We start from the raw sequence: 16,210 nt of genomic DNA, 5'->3' as shown, positions 1-16,210 counted from the left end.
CTCGACCTTTCTCACGGATCAAGGTGGCAGCCGTACGCAGGGTGAGAAACCGAGGAAACGAGCAAAACCCGGCCAGACCGAAGTCTGCCCGCGCACGGCTGCCATAACGACTTGCCGCTGCATTTCATGCGGGTTCTCACACCCGGTCACCGGAAACTGGCGACCCAGAGACGTTATCCCTGAGGCATTTCCCCGACAACAGCGAAGGTTCGGCAAGGTGCGTAGGGTAGTTCCGAAGAGCCCTCGGCTGAAGCATTTGGTTGCAGGTTGGGAAATGTCCTACGGCGCTGCTGCGCAGCAGAGAAGAAACGCCTAACCCGTTTCTAATGAGAAGTATTACCATGTGCGACTCATTCAAGTCTCCCGTCGGATATCGCACTCATGGCCTCATCCTCGACAACCCATCAAATGGTGGGCGAACTCTATGCTCAGCATCACAGCTGGGTGGTGCAGTTACTGCGGCGCAAGCTGGGCGGGCATGAGCAGGCCGTGGATCTGGCGCAGGACACTTTCCTGCGTATTTTGAGCAGCGGCAGCGTGCCGGTTTTCCGCGAGCCTCGCGCCTACCTCACCACCGTCGCCAGCCGCTTGTGCGTGCAGTATTTCCGCCGCCAGGCCCTGGAGCGGGCGTATGAACAGTCGCTGGCGATCCTGGAGCCGGAACATATGCCGTCGCCGGAAACCCGCTTGCTGGTGCTCGAAGCGCTGGACGCGGTAGGGCAGGTACTGGACGGGTTGGGCAGCAAGGTGCGGGAGATATTCCTGCTGTCGCAGCTCGATGGCCTGACTTATCCACAGATCGCAGCGCGCATGGGCCTCAGCGTGAATGTGGTGCAAAAAGCCATGCTCAAGGCCTATCGCCATTGCTACCTGGCGGTGTACGCGCCATGAGTCGCTTCAAGGTCGCCAACGATCAGCCCCTGGACGAAAGCGTGCTGGACCAGGCCTTGAACTGGATGGTTGCCCTGCAGTCGGGCACCAGCAGTGCTGCCGAGCAGCAGGCGTGCCAGCACTGGCGCAACGAGAGCCCCCAGCACGAACTGGCCTGGCAGCGTTTGGTCGGGCTGAGCCGCGACATGCGCCTCAACCAGGTGCTCACGGCCCCCGGAGCGCGGCAATTGCTGCAGGCGCGCAGTGCTGTTTCGCGACGCACTTTGCTCAAGGGCTTTGCCGGCCTGAGTGTGGCCAGCGCCCTCGGCTTGGGTGTGCGCGAGCGGGTGTTGCTGCCGGAGTTGTTCAGCGATTACCACACCGCCACCGGGGAGCGGCGCCATGTACGGCTGGACGATGGCGCTGCATTGCAGCTGGATACCCGCACCGCGATGGATGTCGAGGGGGCTCGCCTGACGCTTAACCTGGGCAGGCTGTTGCTGGCCAACGGTGCCAGCGACAGTCGGGCGATCAAGACCGCGGATGGTTGGATACGGCCAGCCGCGCTGTCGCGGTTGATCATCAGCCACGGGCTGCCAGGCCATCCGGGTACGCAGGTGCAAATGCTCTCCGGCAGTGCGCAGGTCGAGCCATCGCGTGGCCCCCGCACCCAGGTGGAAGCCGGCCAGCAGCTGAGCTTCAGCAACCTGCTGAGCGGGCAGCCGACCCGCGTGCCAGCCACCGCCGAAGCTTGGAGCCAAGGCCTGTTGATCGCCGAGCGCATGCCACTGGGCGAGGTGCTTGAGCAACTTGATCGCTACCGGCGCGGGCTGCTGCGCTGCGACCCGGCTGTGGCGGGCTTGCAGGTGTCGGGTTCGTTCTCGCTGGACCAACCCGAGGCCAGTCTCGACCTGCTGGCCAAGGTACTGCCGGTGCGTGTGCAACGGGTGTGGGGTTACCTCGCCAGCGTGGTGCCGGCTTAGTTTTGAGTATTTTTCACGGTGGCCGGCAGTATTTCCGTTCTCGAGCATCAAGACAGGCAAGACGCTGAAAAAGCGCCCGCCAACCTTCTCGACAGGACAGTCTTTATGCTCATCCGCGTCACACCCCTCGCCAGCGCGTTACGCACCGCGATCTTCGGTTTATCGTTGGTTACTGCCAGTCACAGCGCGATTGCCGCCAGCCCGGTAACCACCGGGGAACACTCCCAGGCTCAGGCCTTTGACATTCCCGCCGGTAACCTCGACCGCGTGTTGGGTGCGTTCGGGCAGCAGGCCGGTGTGATGGTTGGCATTGATTCAGCGCTTTCCTCCGGCGTGCAAAGCAGCGGTTTGCAAGGTAGCTTCGCATTGGAAGAAGGCCTTGAGCGCTTGCTGGGCCCGGTAGGGCTGCAGGCTGAACCTGCAGACGGCGGGTATCGGGTGGTGGCCAAACCCGTGTCCCAGGATGGCAAGGTCGAGTTGCAAGCGACGCAGGTGAGTGCCAACCAGTTGGGCACCATTACCGAAGGCTCGGGTTCCTATACCCCCGGCACCATCGCCACCGCGACGCGCCTGGTACTGACGCCACGGGAAACGCCGCAGTCGATTTCCGTAGTGACGCGCCAGGCCATGGATGACTTCAGCCTCAAGTCGATCGACGACGTGATGCGTCACACGCCGGGTATCACGGTCGCGGCCTATGACAGTGAGCGTACGTCGTATTATTCGCGCGGGTTCGCCATTCGCAACTTCCAGTACGACGGCATCCCGATCCTGCAGGATGCGCAGTATTCTTCTGGTCACACCCTCACTGACACGGTGATCTACGACCGTGTCGAAGTGCTCAAGGGCGCTACCGGCCTGCTCACCGGCGCCGGCGGCCCTGGCGGCACCATCAACATGGTGCGCAAAAAGCCCACGTCCGAGTTCAAGGGTTACATCGACCTGGGCGCGGGCTCATGGGACAACTATCGCTCGGAAGTCGATGTCAGTGGCTCGTTGACCGACTCCGGCAACATCCGTGGTCGCGCCGTCGCGGCCTATCAGGACAAGCACTCGTTCCTCGACCACTACCAACGCCAGACCGCCGTGTACTACGGCATCCTCGAGTTCGATCTGGCGCCTGATACGCTGCTGACGATTGGCGCCGACTACCAGGACAGCGACCCGCAGGGTTCCAGCTGGTCTGGCTCGGCCTCGCTATATGACTCGGACGGCAATCGCATCAGCACCCACCGCGGCTTCAACAACGGCACCAAGTTCAGCAAATGGGAGCAGTACACCCGTACCGGCTTCGCGACGTTGGAGCACACATTCGCCAATGGCTGGGTCGGCAAGGCGCAGTACAACCACCAGATCAACGGCTACAATGCGCCGCTCTCTGCCCTGCTGTCGCCAAACGCCGCCACCGGCAAAGCGTCGCTGCTGACCCGTGCCTACGACGGCGAAACCATCAGCGACACCGGCGACTTGTACGCCACCGGACCGTTCAGCCTGTTTGGCCGCGAGCATGAATTGGTGGTCGGCACCTCGGTATCGCGCTCGCGCTGGACCGGCAGCAACTACACCAGCGCCGTCTACAGCGATGGCAACAGCCACGACTATTTCAACTGGGACGGCGACGCCGCCAAGCCGGGCCGAGGTCCGGAAACCGCCTACAACGACGAAACCACGCGCCAGAGCGCCGGCTACATGACCGCGCGCTTCAACGTGACGGATGACCTGCACCTGATGCTCGGCACTCGCGTGAACAACTTCGAAGTCACCGGCACCAGCCAGGTCAAGGACACTGGCAAGGTACTGCCTTATGCCGGCATCACCTACGACCTCAACGAGAATTTCTCGGCGTATGCCAGCTACTCCGATATCTACCTGCCGCAGCGTGAGTATCGCGACATCAATGACAAACCGGTCGAGCCGGATGAAGGCAAGAACTATGAGCTAGGCCTCAAGGGTGAATTCTTTGACGGCCGCCTCAACGCCAGCATCGCCTACTTTGAAGTCCACGAAGACAACCGCGCAGTCACCGACGACCGCTACGTGCGAGGCAGCATCCCCGGGCTGGACGGTGCCTATAAGGGCGTTGAATCCAAGACCAAGGGCTATGAAGCGGAAATCTCCGGCGAACTGGCCCCCGGCTGGCAATTGCAGGCGGGCTACACCCACAAGATCATGCGCGACAATCAAGGTGAGAAACTCTCCACTTGGGAACCGGAAGACCAGGTCAACCTCTACACCACCTACAAACTGACCGGCCCGCTGGACAAGCTCACCCTGGGCAGCGGCGTACGCTGGCAGAGTACCGGCTGGAAACTGCTGACCAATAACTACACCACCATGACCACCGACAAGTTCTCCCAAGACCCGCTTTGGGTGGTGGATGCAATGGCCCGCTATCAAGTCACCGACAACGTCTCGGCCACGCTTAACGTCAATAACGTGTTCGATAAGAAGTACTACACCAATATTGGTTTCTACAACTCGGTGTATTACGGCGATCCGCGGAACGTGATGCTCTCTACTCGGTGGAATTTCTAGCCGCGCTGGCTGCGAAAACAAAGCCCTCGTAGCGATACGAGGGCTTTGTTGCATGAGCAGCAGAAAGGAAACCGGTTTGATCGCAGAGATCAGAAATCCCAGCGTGTGGTGACCATCATGTTGCGTGGGTCGCCAGGGTAGGCCGAGTCATAGAAACCAATGTTGGTGTAATAGTGCTTGTCGAACAGGTTGTTGACGTTGAAGGTGACCGAAAGGTTATCGGTCACTTGGTAGCGGGTCATCAGATCAACCAGCCAGTAGGGGTCTTGGGTGAATTTCTCGTAGCGGCCACCACCGGGGTAGCCCCAGTTGTTGACGGTCTGCCAGCCAGCGCTTTGCCAGCGCGCGCCGCCACCGACGGTGAGCTTGTCCAGGCTGCCCTGGAGTTTGTAGGTGCTGTAGAAGCTGACCTGGTCTTCCGGTTCCCAGGTGGCGACTTTATCACCATCGCTATTGCGGGCGATCTTATGGGTATATCCCGCTTGCAACTGCCAGCCCTTGGCCAATTCGCCGGAGATTTCCGCTTCGTAGCCCTTGGTCTTGGTCTTGGTGCCGATGTACGAGTAGTCGACGCCCGGCTGCGAGTTCCAGGCTGTGTCGGCCAGCGGACGGTTTTCTTCGTGCACCTCGAAGTAGGCGAGGCTGGAATTCAAGCGGCCACCGAAGAACTCACCCTTGAGGCCGAACTCATAGTTCTTGCCTTCGTTGGGGGCTAGCATGGCACGGGTGCGGGTGCGGTACTGAGTCTGCGGCTGGAAGATTTCGGTGTAGCTGGCGTACGCGGTGAAATTGTCGTTCAGGTCATATGTCAGGCCGGCATACGGCACCACCTTACCGCTTTCCTGAGTGTCGCTGGTCCCGGTCACCTGGTAGTTGGCAATACGTGAGCCGAGCAACAGGTGCAGTTCATCCGTCAGGCTGAAGCGACCGGTGACGTAGGTGCCGGTCTGGCGGGTCGTTTCGTCGTTGAACTTGGTGGCGGTCCACAGCGGCTCGGCGGCATCGCCGTCCCAGTTGTAGAAATCATAGGAGTTGTTGAAGTAGGTGGTTGCGGTGTAGTCCTTGGCTTTCCATTTGGAAATGGACAGGGACTGACCGATCACCAGTTCGTGTTCGCGGCCGAACAGCTCGAATGGCCCCGAGGCGTACACATCGAGACTGTCGCTGGTGGTCTTGCCCACGTATTTGCGCGCGTAGATGGAGCTGGCGGTGGCGGTGTCCTGGGAGATGTAGCCCAGGGGAGCGTCATAGCCGTTGATCTGGTGGTTGTATTGGCCTTTGGTGACCCAGCCATTATCAAAGGTATGTTCCAGGCTCGCGAAGGCCGTGCGGCTGTACTGTTCCCAAGAGCCCCATTTTGGGCCGTTGTTGAACGAACGCGGCAGGTCCAGCTTTTTGCCGGTCGCATCAAAGATGGTGCGTGTACCGGTCCAACTGGAGCCTTTCGGATCGCTGTCCTGATAATCGGCACCGAGGGTCAGCAGAGTGTTTTCATCCAAGTCGACCTCCAGGATGCCGTAGAGCACACCGGTCTTACGCGAGTAATGATCAAGGAACGATTGTTTGTCCTGATACGCCGCTACGACACGGCCGCGGACGTTGCCGGTTTCGGTCAGGGGACCGCTGACGTCGGCTTGGGAGCGATAGTTGTCCCAGGAGCCGGCGCCCAGTTCGATGCTGCTCTTGAACGCGGAGGTCGGTTTTTTGCGAATGAGGTTGATGGTACCCCCTGGGCCGCCTGCCCCGGTGAGCAGACCTGTAGCGCCCTTGAGAACTTCGACGCGATCATAGATCGCCATGTCGGTCAGGGTCTGGCCCGCCGAATATTGGGCGTCGCGCAGAGTAGGGATACCGTCGTACTGGAAGTTGACGATGGAGAACCCGCGGGAATAGTAGTTGGTACGCTCGGTGTCATAGGTCGATACGGTGATGCCCGGGGTATGGCGCATCACGTCATCGATGGCTACAAGCCCGAAGTCATCCATCGCCTGGCGGGTTACTACCGAGATCGATTGCGGTGTTTCTCGAGGCGTCAGCACCATGCGCGTCGCCGTAGCGATAGTGCCGGGGGTGTATGAGCCAGTGCCTTCAGTCACTGTGCCCAACTGGTTGGCAGTGATTTGCGTAGCCCCCAGTTCCAGGGCATCGTCGGTGCTGTTCGCGACCAGAACGTACCCGCCATTGCTCTGCCGTTGCGCTTGCAGGCCACTGTTGGCGAGCAGGCGCGACAGCCCTTCCTCGACACTGTATGAGCCTTTGAGCCCGTCAGTTGTGAGATGCCGAGCCTGCTCGGTGTCGAACGAAATGGTAACCCCCGCCTGCACACCGAACTCGGCCAGGGCGGTACTCAGCGGCCCGGGGGCGACCTGGTAAGCGGTCAGGCTCTGCGCCATGACCTGAGCCGGCATCAGCGCCAGGCCAGACAGGCTGGCAAGGGAAGCGCCTAGAACGGCCAGGCGCACGGCGCGCCTCAGCAGCGTCGGAGTGTTGTGGGAAAGCGGGGGCATTCGGTGATCCTTCCGTTGTCTTGGCAGAAACCCGCTGTATCGCGGCTTATGTCATTGACGGATGAGAATCTGAATCAGCAAGGTTGCCGCTGAAGATTCTGCGACGCGGCTTCACGCCGCTTCAATGCTGGCCCAGTAACGCGACAGATAACGCACTTTCACCGGCAAGGATTTGCCCAGGTTCTCCAGCACGGTGTCGGTATCATCGATGCGAAAAGCGCCGGAAATGCTCAACCCCCGAACCTCGGCGGCACAGCGCAGGACGCCTGGTCGATAGCGCCCCAACTCCTCGATGAAGTCGCCCAGCCGCCAATCATCGACGCTGAGCATGCCCTGCACCCAGGCGGTCGAACCCGCTGGCAGGGGGCGGACGCTGCCTACCCGATCACGGTCGAACGTGACCTGCTGGCCGGTTTCCAGGCGCAGCGGGTGATCGGCATGCCTTTGCGGGCTGACTTCAACCGCCGCCTCCAGCACACCGACAAGGGTTTGCTCGGGCAGTTGGCGCACACTGAACCGGGTGCCGAGCGCGCGCACGCCCCCTTGCGCGGTCTGAACCATGAAGGGGCGCTGGGTGGGATCCTTGGCGGTTTGCACAATAATTTCGCCACGGAGTAGCTGGATTAGCCGCTGTCTGGAGTCGAAATGGATGTCCAGTGCGGTGTCGGCGTTCAGTTCCAGTTGCGAGCCATCGTCCAGGCGCAGCGAGCGACGTTCCCGGATGCCCGTGCGCTGTTGCGCTAGCATCGAGCGGTACGGCACCTGCTCCACGGCCATCCATGTACCACCGCCGACCGCTATCAGCATACCGAGGATCTTCAGTACATCACGGCGTTGTGCCTGCGCTGCACCGAGGCCAGACAACGCCGCCTGCTGCGGTATTGTCGCCCACTGCTGCTGAAGCTTTTCAACCCGCGACCATGCCGCCGCATGGTCAGGGCTGGCCTGTACCCACGCCTGCCACGCCCGCGTGCGCGCCTCGCTGGCGGTGCCATCATTGAGCTGCACATACCAGGTGGCGGCCGCCTCCAGCGTCTCCAGGTTGGGCGACGCAGACATCAGTTATCCACCAGCAACAGGCAGCGCGTCATGGCGCGAATCAGATGATTCTTCACCGTGGTCACCGACACCCCAAACCGCTCGGCCGCCGCCACGTAGCTCAGACCTTCGAGCTGCACCGCCAGGAAAATCTCCCGCGTGCGCTGGCCCAGCTCATCTAGCAGGCTATCGACCGCCACCAGCATCTCGATGATGGACAAGCGAATCTCCGGCGAAACATCCACCGGTTCCGGCCGTTGGGCCAACGCATGCAAGTAAGCCTGCTCAATGGCGCGGCGACGGGATTTATCGATCAGCAGCGAACGGGCGATGGCGCTCAGGTAGCCACGAGGTTCGCGAATGGGTGCGTCATTGCGCGCCGTCATCACCCGCAGAAACGTGTCCTGAGCCAGGTCCGAAGCATCGGCGGCGTTGCCCAAACGCACACGCAACCAGCCTTTCAGCCAGCTGTTATGTTCGCTGTACAACCGATGAAGAGCCGAATGATCAAGCGCCGACATGAGAGAGACACCGAGGCATAAATGGTAATCGATCTCATTATTATGATGGCGGGATTTTAATGCAAGGGGCTTCCCATAGCACCCACTGAATGAAGCATCACATAGAGCAGATTGCGAGAGTCTTACGGGCGTACGCATACTTACTGCGGCATTCTAAAAGCCAAAGCAGCGTCAGTACCGTCGGCCAAAACAAGGTGTTCAGAAGGTCGTGAGCGCTTGCCTGCCAGCGCCAGTATCCGAAGCTTCCAATATCGTCTCGTCGATCTATCCACTCGCCAGCACATGCAATGATTAAAACCGCTAGCCAGCCAAGGTATGGCCGCAATCATCGGTTGCCAACGATCAGCGTCAAATAGATCGCCATGCCCACCTAGATATGCAGCGCGTCTTTGGACAGTCCGGTTGCCGCCATAATGGCGAGCTTGATGCTCTGGGCGGTTGATATATCCAGTTCAAGTCCTCCTCGCTGAGCCAGTGCCAGGTTCCGCCTACATCCGAGCAACGTGAACTTCAATCTGACTGGAGAATTCGTTTGAAGTTATCCACTCAGCGGTCCTCTGCCACCGCGCAAGGGGGAATACACGACTCTTCTTGGGCGCAGCACAGCTTTGGCGTGGCTCGGTGACCACGTCGGCACCATCCGGCATGTCATTGAACGTGTCGCTTTAGAAGGTCACTAGCGGGGCGTCGCTGGAATGTCTTGAACCCGGAAACGAAAAAACCCGCCAGAAGGCGGGTTTTTCGTGTGTGTATGGTGCCGGCACCAGGAATCGAACCCGGGACCTACTGATTACAAGTCAGTTGCTCTACCATCTGAGCTATACCGGCACAGGGGCGCATTATAGCTATCCGAGCAGCCGTGTAAACCACTTCCTTGCAATCAATGCAAAAACCCGTAACTCACCGGCCTGAAAGGAGAAATTTCCTACCAGCCGCGGTGGATGGTGTTTATGCCTGGCTCGGCCTTGGCGGGGTTGAAAAACAGCTTGTCGTTGTCGCAGCCGCGCTTGCGGCAGGGCTGTGCGACGTGCAGCGGCAGGCCGCGGTCGCCGCCGAGTTGCATGGCGGGGGTGTCCCAGCCAAGGGCTTTGTCGGGGGCGTGGCTAGTGGTGTTGGTGCAGGCGGTGACGGCGAGGGCGAAGCTGAGCAGGGCGGTGGATTTGATCGGGATCACGATGTCGAAGTCCGTTCGGTGACAGTCTTTGTTGCGGGCAATTGTAACTCAGTAGGCATGGGCGAAGGCGGGTGGCCATCACGCTTTCAGACAATTCTGAAAATGCTTATGCACAAGCGGCATGCCAGGATTGCAGTGCGGGCATACCGTTGGTCGTAACCGCCGGTCTTTGCGCAAAGTGCTGTTTTTGCTGGGCTTGAAGGTTTAAGCGAATAAGCAGACGGCCCTAAATAGCCAGTTGGATCCACAAATCCGCCAATTTCATCAAAAGCTTGTGCACAGACTTATCCACAGGTTACTCATCGCCCGCGCTCGGCCAAAAGTAGCAAATTGCGGGGTGTAAGGGCGTAGTCGCAGAACAGCCCAACGCGCACGTTGTAGCCTTGTTCTTGCATGTACAGCGCTCGATCGAGCACCAGCCATAACTCCAGCGGGCGGCGGAACAGGTTGCGTACGCGCTCCAGGTTGCGCACCTCGGCGAGACGTTGCCAGCCGGCGGCTTCGAGTGCTTCCCAGTCGGGGTTGCCGGTGAGGGGCAGCTGTTTGACCGCGGCGAGGTCCTGGCAGTACGCGGCGAAGGTCTTGTCCAGCCAGCTGACCGGCAGCGATGGCGTCGGCAGGTAGCTGTCGTTCTGGCGTTGTTCGCGTTGCAGCAGATCGAAGCCTAGGCGGCGGGCCATCGAGGCGTCGCGCTGGCGGCGGACGCGGGCGCCGGCGGTAACGGTTTCGCTCAGGGGCAGGCCGAGGTCGTCGAGGTCGAGCTGCAGAGTCGAGGCGCGGGCGTGGCTGGACAGGGCCTGATAGGCGCTGGCCTGGATGCGGTTGTAGCAGCAGGGCGCCAACGCGATGTGTTGGCAGCCTTGGCTGGCGGCTAACTGCAGCAGGCGCACGTGCAGATCGCCGCAGGCGTGCAGGGCGACCACGCTTTTGCTTTGGTCGAGGCAGCGGGCGCTGTCGGCAGCCATAACGTCTTGATGCAGGTGCTGGGCGGGCAGCTTGTGGTGGTCGCTGAGGGCCTGGCCGGCAGCGACCAGCTCGGGGTTGTACTCGAGGCAGGTCAGTTGCTGGCCGGGCTGCAGCAAGCGGCGGCCGAGATGCCCTTTGCCGGCGCACCAGTCGAGCCAGTGCTGGGTCTGCTGGCGAAAGCCGAGGCGGCGGCTGAAGGCTTCGATCTGCTGCCACTTGCGCCCGGGCACGTTGACGTCGAGGCGGTGGCCGGCGGGCGATAAGCCTGCGTCGGGCAACTCATCCAGGGCGGTCAGTTGCTGAGCCTGGGCGGCCAGCTGTGGATAAGGTGCGGGTGGCAGGGTTGGGTCGAGGTTGGCTTCGGCGTCTTCGAGGGTGCACTGGCGCAGCCAACTGGCCAGTTCTGGGTACTGCTGTTCCCAGTCGAGCTGCAAGGCGGTGAAGGGCCTGGGCTTCCACAGCGCTTGATGCTCGACCAGAAACTGGTCGAGGGCGTGGAAGCGGGCGTGTAGCTGGTCGCTTTCGAGGATGGCCATGGGCGCCTTAGCGCCCTTGGCAGGCGTCCACCCGCAACCAGCGTTCCAGCAGCTTGAAGCCCTGCACCAGGAGGAACGAGATGACCAAGTAGAACAAACCGGCCGCGAAGAAGATCTCCACCGGCAGGTAGGTGCGGGCGATGATCGTGCGGGCCATGCCGGTGAGTTCGAGCAGGGTCACGGTGCTGGCCAGGGCGCTGGCCTTGAGCATCAGGATCACTTCGTTGCTGTAGGCCGGCAGGCCGATGCGCGAGGCGCGTGGCAGCATGATGTAGAACAGGGTTTTGCCGCGGGACATGCCCAGCGCCCGCGCTGCTTCGATTTCACCCTTGGGGATGGCCTGCAGCGCGCCACGCAGGATCTCGGCGATGTAGGCGGCGGTGTGCAGGGTCATGGTCAGCACGGTGCACCAGAACGGATCGCGCAGGTACGGCCACAGCACACTGTTGCGCACGGCTTCGAACTGGGCGAGGCCGTAATACACCAGAAACAGCTGCACCAGCAGCGGCGTGCCGCGGAAGAAGAAGATGTAGCCGTAGGGCAGGGCGCGCACGTACCAGTGGCGCGAGGCGCGGGCGACGCCCAGCGGGATCGCCAGGATCAAACCGGCGATTACGGCGATGGCCACCAGCTCCAGGGTCAGGGTCGCGCCCTGGGCGAGGCGTGGCAGCCATTTGATGATGACTTCCCAGTTCATTATTCAGCCCTCACGAAGCCGCGAGCGGCGCGTTTTTCCAGGAAGTACATGCCGGCCATCGCCACTACGGTGAGGCTCAGGTAGATGCACGCGGCAACCATGTAGAAGGTGAACGGCTCCTTGCTCACGGTCACGGCGATCTGCGAGTGACGCATGATTTCTTCAAGGCCGATCACCGACACCAGCGCGGTGTCCTTCATCAGGATCATGAACAGGTTGCCCAGGCCCGGCAGGGCAATGCGCCACATCTGCGGCAGGATGATCCGCGAGAGGATGCGGCGTTTGGACAGGCCCAGGGCCAGCCCGGCTTCGCGGTGGCCCTTGGGGATCGCCAGGATCGCGCCGCGGAACACTTCGGTGGCGTAGGCGCCAAAGCACAGGCCCAGCGCGATCACGCCGGCGGCAAATGCGCTCAGCTCAAGGCCGGGCATGTTCAGGGCGTCGCCGAGGCTGTTGACCAGGCCGACGGTGCCGAAATAGATCAGCAATACCCACAGCAGCTCGGGAATCCCGCGCACCAGGGTCGAATAGAAGCCGCCAAGCCATTGCAGTGGCTTGATGGCAGAAGTCTTGGCAAGGGCGCCGAGCAGGCCCAGGATCAGCCCCAGCAGCAAGGCGCAGAGCGCCAGTTTTACCGTCATCAGGGTGCCAGCCATCAAGGCCGGACCGAATCCGTGCAGGTCAATATTCATTGATTAGGTGCGTTCTAGGGACCGACACGCCGCTAGGGCGTGCCGGTCGGGCGAATCATTCGATGCTGAACGGGAAGTACTTGTCGTTGATCTTCTTGTACGTACCGTCGGCTTTGATTTCTTTCAGGGCAGCGTTGAGCTGGTCGCGCAACTTGTCGTCACCCTTGCGCACGGCAATGCCGATCTTGTCGCTGTCCATCACCGGCTCGCCTTTGAACTCATAGGCTTTGCCGTCGTTGGATTTGAGCCACTCGTACTGCACGTACTTGTCGGCGAGGATGGCGTCGACGCGGCCCGAGATCAGGTCGAGGTAGGCGTTTTCCTGGGTGTCGTACAGTTTGATCTGCACGTCGCTACCGTAGTTGTCTTCCAGCCAGGTGCCGGCCAGGGTCGCGCGCTGGGTGCCGATGACCTTGCCTTTGAGCGAGGCCTTGTCGGTTTTGAAGTCGACGTTCTTCGGTGCGATGAACTGCAGCTTGTTCGAGTAGTACGGGTCGGTGAATTCAACCGCTTGCTTGCGCTCGTCGGTGATCGACAGCGACGACACCAGGAAGTCGAACTTCTTCGCGTTCAGGGCGGGGATGATGCCGTCCCAGTCGGAGGTGACGACCGAGCAGTCGACTTTCATCTTGGCGCACAGGGCGTCGCCGATGTCTTTGTCGAAGCCGACCACGTTACCGCTGGCATCCTTGTTGTTGAACGGCGGGTAGGCCGCTTCGATACCCATGCGCAGTTTGTCTGCGGCCAGGGCATTGGCCGAGAACACCAAAGTGGCGGCAGCGGCCAGGAGAAACTTCTTGTAGGTCTGCATGTATTGCTCCGTTAGCGGTGGCTGGACATGAATTGCTTGCAACGCGCCGAGTTCGGGTTTTCGAAGACCTGCTGCGGCGTTCCTTGCTCTTCAACCAGGCCCTGGTGCAGGAAAACCACTTCACTGGACACCTGGCGGGCAAAGTTCATCTCGTGAGTTACCAGCAGCATGGTACGGCCTTCGTCGGCCAATGCGCGGATAACGTTAAGCACTTCCTGGACCATTTCCGGATCGAGCGCCGAAGTTGGCTCGTCGAACAGGATCACCTTGGGCTTCATGGCCAGGGTACGGGCAATGGCAGCACGCTGTTGCTGGCCACCGGAAAGCTGCGCGGGATAGCTGTGGCGCTTGTCGAAGATACCGACTTTGTTCAGCAGCGCTTCGGCATGTTCAGTGGCTTCGGCCTTGCTCTGGCCAAGCACGCGGCGCGGCGCCTCGATGATGTTGTCGAGGATCGACATGTGCGGCCACAGGTTGAAATTCTGGAAGACGAAACCGATTTCGCTGCGCAGGCGGTTGATCTGGCGGTTGTCCGACGGGATCAGGTCGCCGTTCTTGGCGGCCTTGAGCTTGAGCTCTTCACCGGCCAGGAGGATCTGCCCTTGATGCGGGTTTTCCAGCAGGTTGATGCAACGCAGCAGGGTGGACTTGCCGGAACCGGACGATCCGAGGATCGAGATCACGTCACCATCGCGCGCGGTCAGGGAAATGCCCTTGAGAATTTCCTGGGTGCCATAGCGCTTGTGCAGATTGCGGATTTCCAGCGCGGGCGTGGCCTGGGCCATGTGCGGTCCTCTTCGGTTCGGGTGCGTTCCCAGCTGTTGGCGGCCTTCCTGGCGAGCGCCACGCTAGCATAGCGGCTCATTGACAGCCAACGGGGTCGCAAGGGGCTCAGGTCGCTGGCGGGGCAGTTTGTCGCATCGTTGCAGTGCAACGTCGCGAGGATGTCCGCCGGCCTTGTGCCCAGCACCAGAGCCTTGATGAAAAAAGGCGCGATGGTGCCAGTTTTGTACCGCACTGGGAAGCCGTTTTTAGCCGTAGTGGCTGCTGCCCTCTTTTTCGCTTGAATGGAGGTTGCGCTGACGGTTGCACCTGGGCGCTTCGATTTTGTGCGCGGGTGTTACCAAGGAGCACCTTTGGTGCATTTGTAAGTGGGTATTTCAGTAATCTGCTCGGCACAAGCCGATTTGATGTGCATTCGGTCAAGCCTTGGCCGAATGCTCTGCAGGCCCCGCCGGGATTGATATCGGGCCTGGCGCTGATGAGCCAAGCACGGAAATGGCGCGGTAATTGCCACAGGATATTTCCAGAATGCAGCGACGCCTACCTAAATCCCGGGTGCGCTGGCCAGTCATTCAGGTAGTCCACCTCCTTACAAAGGTAGTTTTATGAGCGGTAAGCACAATTCCAATGACCTCGCTCAGGGGCTCAAATCGCGTCACGTCACCATGTTGTCCATCGCCGGTGTGATCGGCGCGGGGCTGTTCGTTGGTTCCGGCCACGCCATCGCGGCGGCCGGCCCTGCGGTCCTGTTGGCCTACGCTGCAGCCGGTACCCTGGTGGTGCTGGTGATGCGTATGCTTGGCGAAATGGCGATCGCCTCGCCCGACACCGGTTCGTTCTCGACTTACGCTGATCGCTCGATCGGCCACTGGGCCGGCTTCACCATCGGCTGGCTGTACTGGTGGTTCTGGGTCCTGGTGATCCCGCTCGAAGCCAACGCCGCGGCTGCGATCCTCAATGCCTGGTTCCCGGCGGTTGATCTGTGGGCGTTCTCGCTGTTGATCACTCTGGCGCTGACCGTTACCAACCTGTTCAGCGTGAAGAACTACGGCGAATTCGAGTTCTGGTTCGCGCTGCTCAAGGTACTGGCGATCATCGGCTTCATCGTGGTCGGTTGCGCGGCCATGTTCGGTATGGTGCCGGGCAGCCAGGTCAGTGGCGTCAGCCACCTGTTCGACACCCAGGGCTTCATGCCCAACGGCCTCGGCGCAGTGCTGGCAGCCATGCTGACCACCATGTTCTCGTTCATGGGCACTGAAATCGTCACCATCGCCGCCGCCGAATCGAAAGACCCGGGCAAACAGATCAGCAAGGCCACCAACTCGGTGATCTGGCGGATCTGCCTGTTCTACCTGGTGTCGATCTTCCTGGTCGTGGCCCTGGTGCCGTGGAACGACCCAGCCCTGGCGGCCACCGGTTCGTACCAGACCGTGCTGAGCATGATCGGCGTGCCGAATGCCAAGCTGATCGTCGACATCGTCGTCCTGATCGCCGTGACCAGCTGCCTCAACTCGGCGCTATACACCTCCTCGCGCATGCTGTTCTCGCTGAGCAAGCGTGGCGATGCGCCGGCCGTTGCCCAGCGCACCACCAAGGCGGGTACGCCGCACTGGGCAGTGCTGCTGTCGACCGCTGCGGCGTTCCTCTGCGTATTTGCCAACTTCGTCGCGCCAGCGCAGGTGTTCGAGTTCCTGCTGGCCAGCTCCGGCGCGATCGCCTTGCTGGTGTACCTGGTGATCGCCGTGTCGCAACTGCGCATGCGCAGCCAGCGTGAAGCACGCGGCGAGAAGATCGAGTTCAAGATGTGGCTGTTCCCGGGCCTGACCTGGGTGACCATCGCCTTTATCGTCGCCGTGCTGGTGGTGATGGCGATTCGTCCAGACCACCGCATCGAGATCATCGCCACCGCGCTGCTGAGCCTGGCTGTGGTCGCTGCCGGCCTGCTGGTGCAGCGCAAGCGCAAGGCCGCCGTGGCAGCTGGGCGGGTTGTGCTGAGTAACTGATCTGCCGGCTCGGTGAGCTGAATGCAAAAAGGCCGCGCTCTGGTTCAGGGCGCGGCCTTTTTTAATGTCGCAACGCTGCCGGTGTAGGAGCGGC

The 16,210-nt window shown here is 61.1% G+C and carries 13 protein-coding genes and 1 tRNA gene; 4 read left to right on the top strand and 10 right to left on the bottom strand.

The window, feature by feature from the left end:
• Nucleotides 1–381: 381 nt before the first annotated feature.
• The 3 genes from IDM28_RS21310 (at nt 382) to IDM28_RS21300 (ending at nt 4,388) form a co-directional block, all read left to right on the top strand.
• The gene (locus IDM28_RS21310; protein ID WP_150573246.1) at nt 382–891 is read left to right on the top strand and encodes a sigma-70 family RNA polymerase sigma factor; all 510 of its coding nucleotides are present in this window, start codon (nt 382–384) and stop codon (nt 889–891) included.
• Nucleotides 888–1,853 (top strand): DUF4880 domain-containing protein, encoded by a 966-nt coding sequence (locus IDM28_RS21305; RefSeq protein ID WP_188036824.1) that lies wholly within the window; start codon nt 888–890, stop codon nt 1,851–1,853. Before IDM28_RS21310 ends, IDM28_RS21305 begins: the two co-directional genes overlap by 4 nt.
• Nucleotides 1,854–1,958: 105 nt before the next feature.
• Nucleotides 1,959–4,388 carry a TonB-dependent siderophore receptor gene (locus IDM28_RS21300; RefSeq protein ID WP_188036823.1) on the top strand — a complete coding sequence of 810 codons (2,430 nt, stop codon included), beginning with the start codon at nt 1,959–1,961 and terminating at the stop codon, nt 4,386–4,388.
• 89 nt (nt 4,389–4,477) lie between these two features.
• Here IDM28_RS21300 and IDM28_RS21295 read toward each other — a convergent pair whose 3' ends face one another.
• The 10 genes from IDM28_RS21295 to IDM28_RS21250 form a co-directional block, all read right to left on the bottom strand.
• Nucleotides 4,478–6,895 (bottom strand): TonB-dependent siderophore receptor, encoded by a 2,418-nt coding sequence (locus tag IDM28_RS21295; protein WP_188036822.1) that lies wholly within the window; start codon nt 6,893–6,895, stop codon nt 4,478–4,480.
• 111 nt (nt 6,896–7,006) lie between these two features.
• Nucleotides 7,007–7,954, bottom strand: coding sequence for a FecR domain-containing protein (locus IDM28_RS21290; protein ID WP_188036821.1), 948 nt, complete (start codon nt 7,952–7,954; stop codon nt 7,007–7,009).
• The gene (locus tag IDM28_RS21285) at nt 7,954–8,454 is read right to left on the bottom strand and encodes a sigma-70 family RNA polymerase sigma factor (RefSeq protein WP_150573250.1); all 501 of its coding nucleotides are present in this window, start codon (nt 8,452–8,454) and stop codon (nt 7,954–7,956) included. Before IDM28_RS21285 ends, IDM28_RS21290 begins: the two co-directional genes overlap by 1 nt.
• A gap of 752 nt (nt 8,455–9,206) precedes the next feature.
• A tRNA-Thr gene (locus IDM28_RS21280) sits at nt 9,207–9,282 on the bottom strand.
• Between the two features lie 97 nt (nt 9,283–9,379).
• On the bottom strand, nt 9,380–9,628 hold the full coding sequence (locus tag IDM28_RS21275; RefSeq protein ID WP_410524689.1) for a hypothetical protein: 249 nt from the start codon (nt 9,626–9,628) through the stop codon (nt 9,380–9,382).
• Between the two features lie 299 nt (nt 9,629–9,927).
• Nucleotides 9,928–11,130 carry a methyltransferase gene (locus IDM28_RS21270; RefSeq protein ID WP_188036820.1) on the bottom strand — a complete coding sequence of 401 codons (1,203 nt, stop codon included), beginning with the start codon at nt 11,128–11,130 and terminating at the stop codon, nt 9,928–9,930.
• Nucleotides 11,131–11,137: 7 nt separating this feature from the next.
• The gene (locus IDM28_RS21265; protein WP_101322513.1) at nt 11,138–11,827 is read right to left on the bottom strand and encodes an ABC transporter permease; all 690 of its coding nucleotides are present in this window, start codon (nt 11,825–11,827) and stop codon (nt 11,138–11,140) included.
• Nucleotides 11,827–12,519 carry an ABC transporter permease gene (locus IDM28_RS21260; protein ID WP_188036819.1) on the bottom strand — a complete coding sequence of 231 codons (693 nt, stop codon included), beginning with the start codon at nt 12,517–12,519 and terminating at the stop codon, nt 11,827–11,829. Before IDM28_RS21260 ends, IDM28_RS21265 begins: the two co-directional genes overlap by 1 nt.
• Before the next feature lie 55 nt (nt 12,520–12,574).
• A complete protein-coding gene (locus tag IDM28_RS21255; RefSeq protein ID WP_188036818.1) occupies nt 12,575–13,330 on the bottom strand; it encodes an ABC transporter substrate-binding protein in 756 nt (251 codons plus the stop codon).
• An 11-nt stretch (nt 13,331–13,341) separates the two neighbouring features.
• Nucleotides 13,342–14,115 carry an ABC transporter ATP-binding protein gene (locus tag IDM28_RS21250; protein ID WP_101322510.1) on the bottom strand — a complete coding sequence of 258 codons (774 nt, stop codon included), beginning with the start codon at nt 14,113–14,115 and terminating at the stop codon, nt 13,342–13,344.
• A 603-nt stretch (nt 14,116–14,718) separates the two neighbouring features.
• On the opposite strand from IDM28_RS21250, the gene gabP reads away from it, so the two are divergent.
• Nucleotides 14,719–16,116, top strand: a complete 1,398-nt coding sequence (gene gabP / locus IDM28_RS21245; RefSeq protein ID WP_101322509.1) for a GABA permease — start codon at nt 14,719–14,721, stop codon at nt 16,114–16,116.
• Nucleotides 16,117–16,210: the final 94 nt, after the last annotated feature.

Source organism: Pseudomonas sp. EZ-C24 (assembly GCF_014525325.1).
Classification (GTDB): domain Bacteria; phylum Pseudomonadota; class Gammaproteobacteria; order Pseudomonadales; family Pseudomonadaceae; genus Aquipseudomonas; species Aquipseudomonas shirazensis.
This window is presented reverse-complemented; position numbering and strand designations above follow the sequence as displayed.

What these genes read in the sequence shown, in the direction of transcription:
- IDM28_RS21310 (WP_150573246.1), top strand. Translation starts at nt 382, where the DNA reads ATGGCCTCATCCTCGACAACCCATCAAATGGTGGGCGAACTCTATGCT.
- IDM28_RS21305 (WP_188036824.1), top strand. Translation starts at nt 888, where the DNA reads ATGAGTCGCTTCAAGGTCGCCAACGATCAGCCCCTGGACGAAAGCGTG.
- IDM28_RS21300 (WP_188036823.1), top strand. Translation starts at nt 1,959, where the DNA reads ATGCTCATCCGCGTCACACCCCTCGCCAGCGCGTTACGCACCGCGATC.
- IDM28_RS21295 (WP_188036822.1), bottom strand. Translation starts at nt 6,895, where the DNA reads ATGCCCCCGCTTTCCCACAACACTCCGACGCTGCTGAGGCGCGCCGTG.
- IDM28_RS21290 (WP_188036821.1), bottom strand. Translation starts at nt 7,954, where the DNA reads ATGTCTGCGTCGCCCAACCTGGAGACGCTGGAGGCGGCCGCCACCTGG.
- IDM28_RS21285 (WP_150573250.1), bottom strand. Translation starts at nt 8,454, where the DNA reads ATGTCGGCGCTTGATCATTCGGCTCTTCATCGGTTGTACAGCGAACAT.
- IDM28_RS21270 (WP_188036820.1), bottom strand. Translation starts at nt 11,130, where the DNA reads ATGGCCATCCTCGAAAGCGACCAGCTACACGCCCGCTTCCACGCCCTC.
- IDM28_RS21265 (WP_101322513.1), bottom strand. Translation starts at nt 11,827, where the DNA reads ATGAACTGGGAAGTCATCATCAAATGGCTGCCACGCCTCGCCCAGGGC.
- IDM28_RS21260 (WP_188036819.1), bottom strand. Translation starts at nt 12,519, where the DNA reads ATGAATATTGACCTGCACGGATTCGGTCCGGCCTTGATGGCTGGCACC.
- IDM28_RS21255 (WP_188036818.1), bottom strand. Translation starts at nt 13,330, where the DNA reads ATGCAGACCTACAAGAAGTTTCTCCTGGCCGCTGCCGCCACTTTGGTG.
- IDM28_RS21250 (WP_101322510.1), bottom strand. Translation starts at nt 14,115, where the DNA reads ATGGCCCAGGCCACGCCCGCGCTGGAAATCCGCAATCTGCACAAGCGC.
- gabP (WP_101322509.1), top strand. Translation starts at nt 14,719, where the DNA reads ATGAGCGGTAAGCACAATTCCAATGACCTCGCTCAGGGGCTCAAATCG.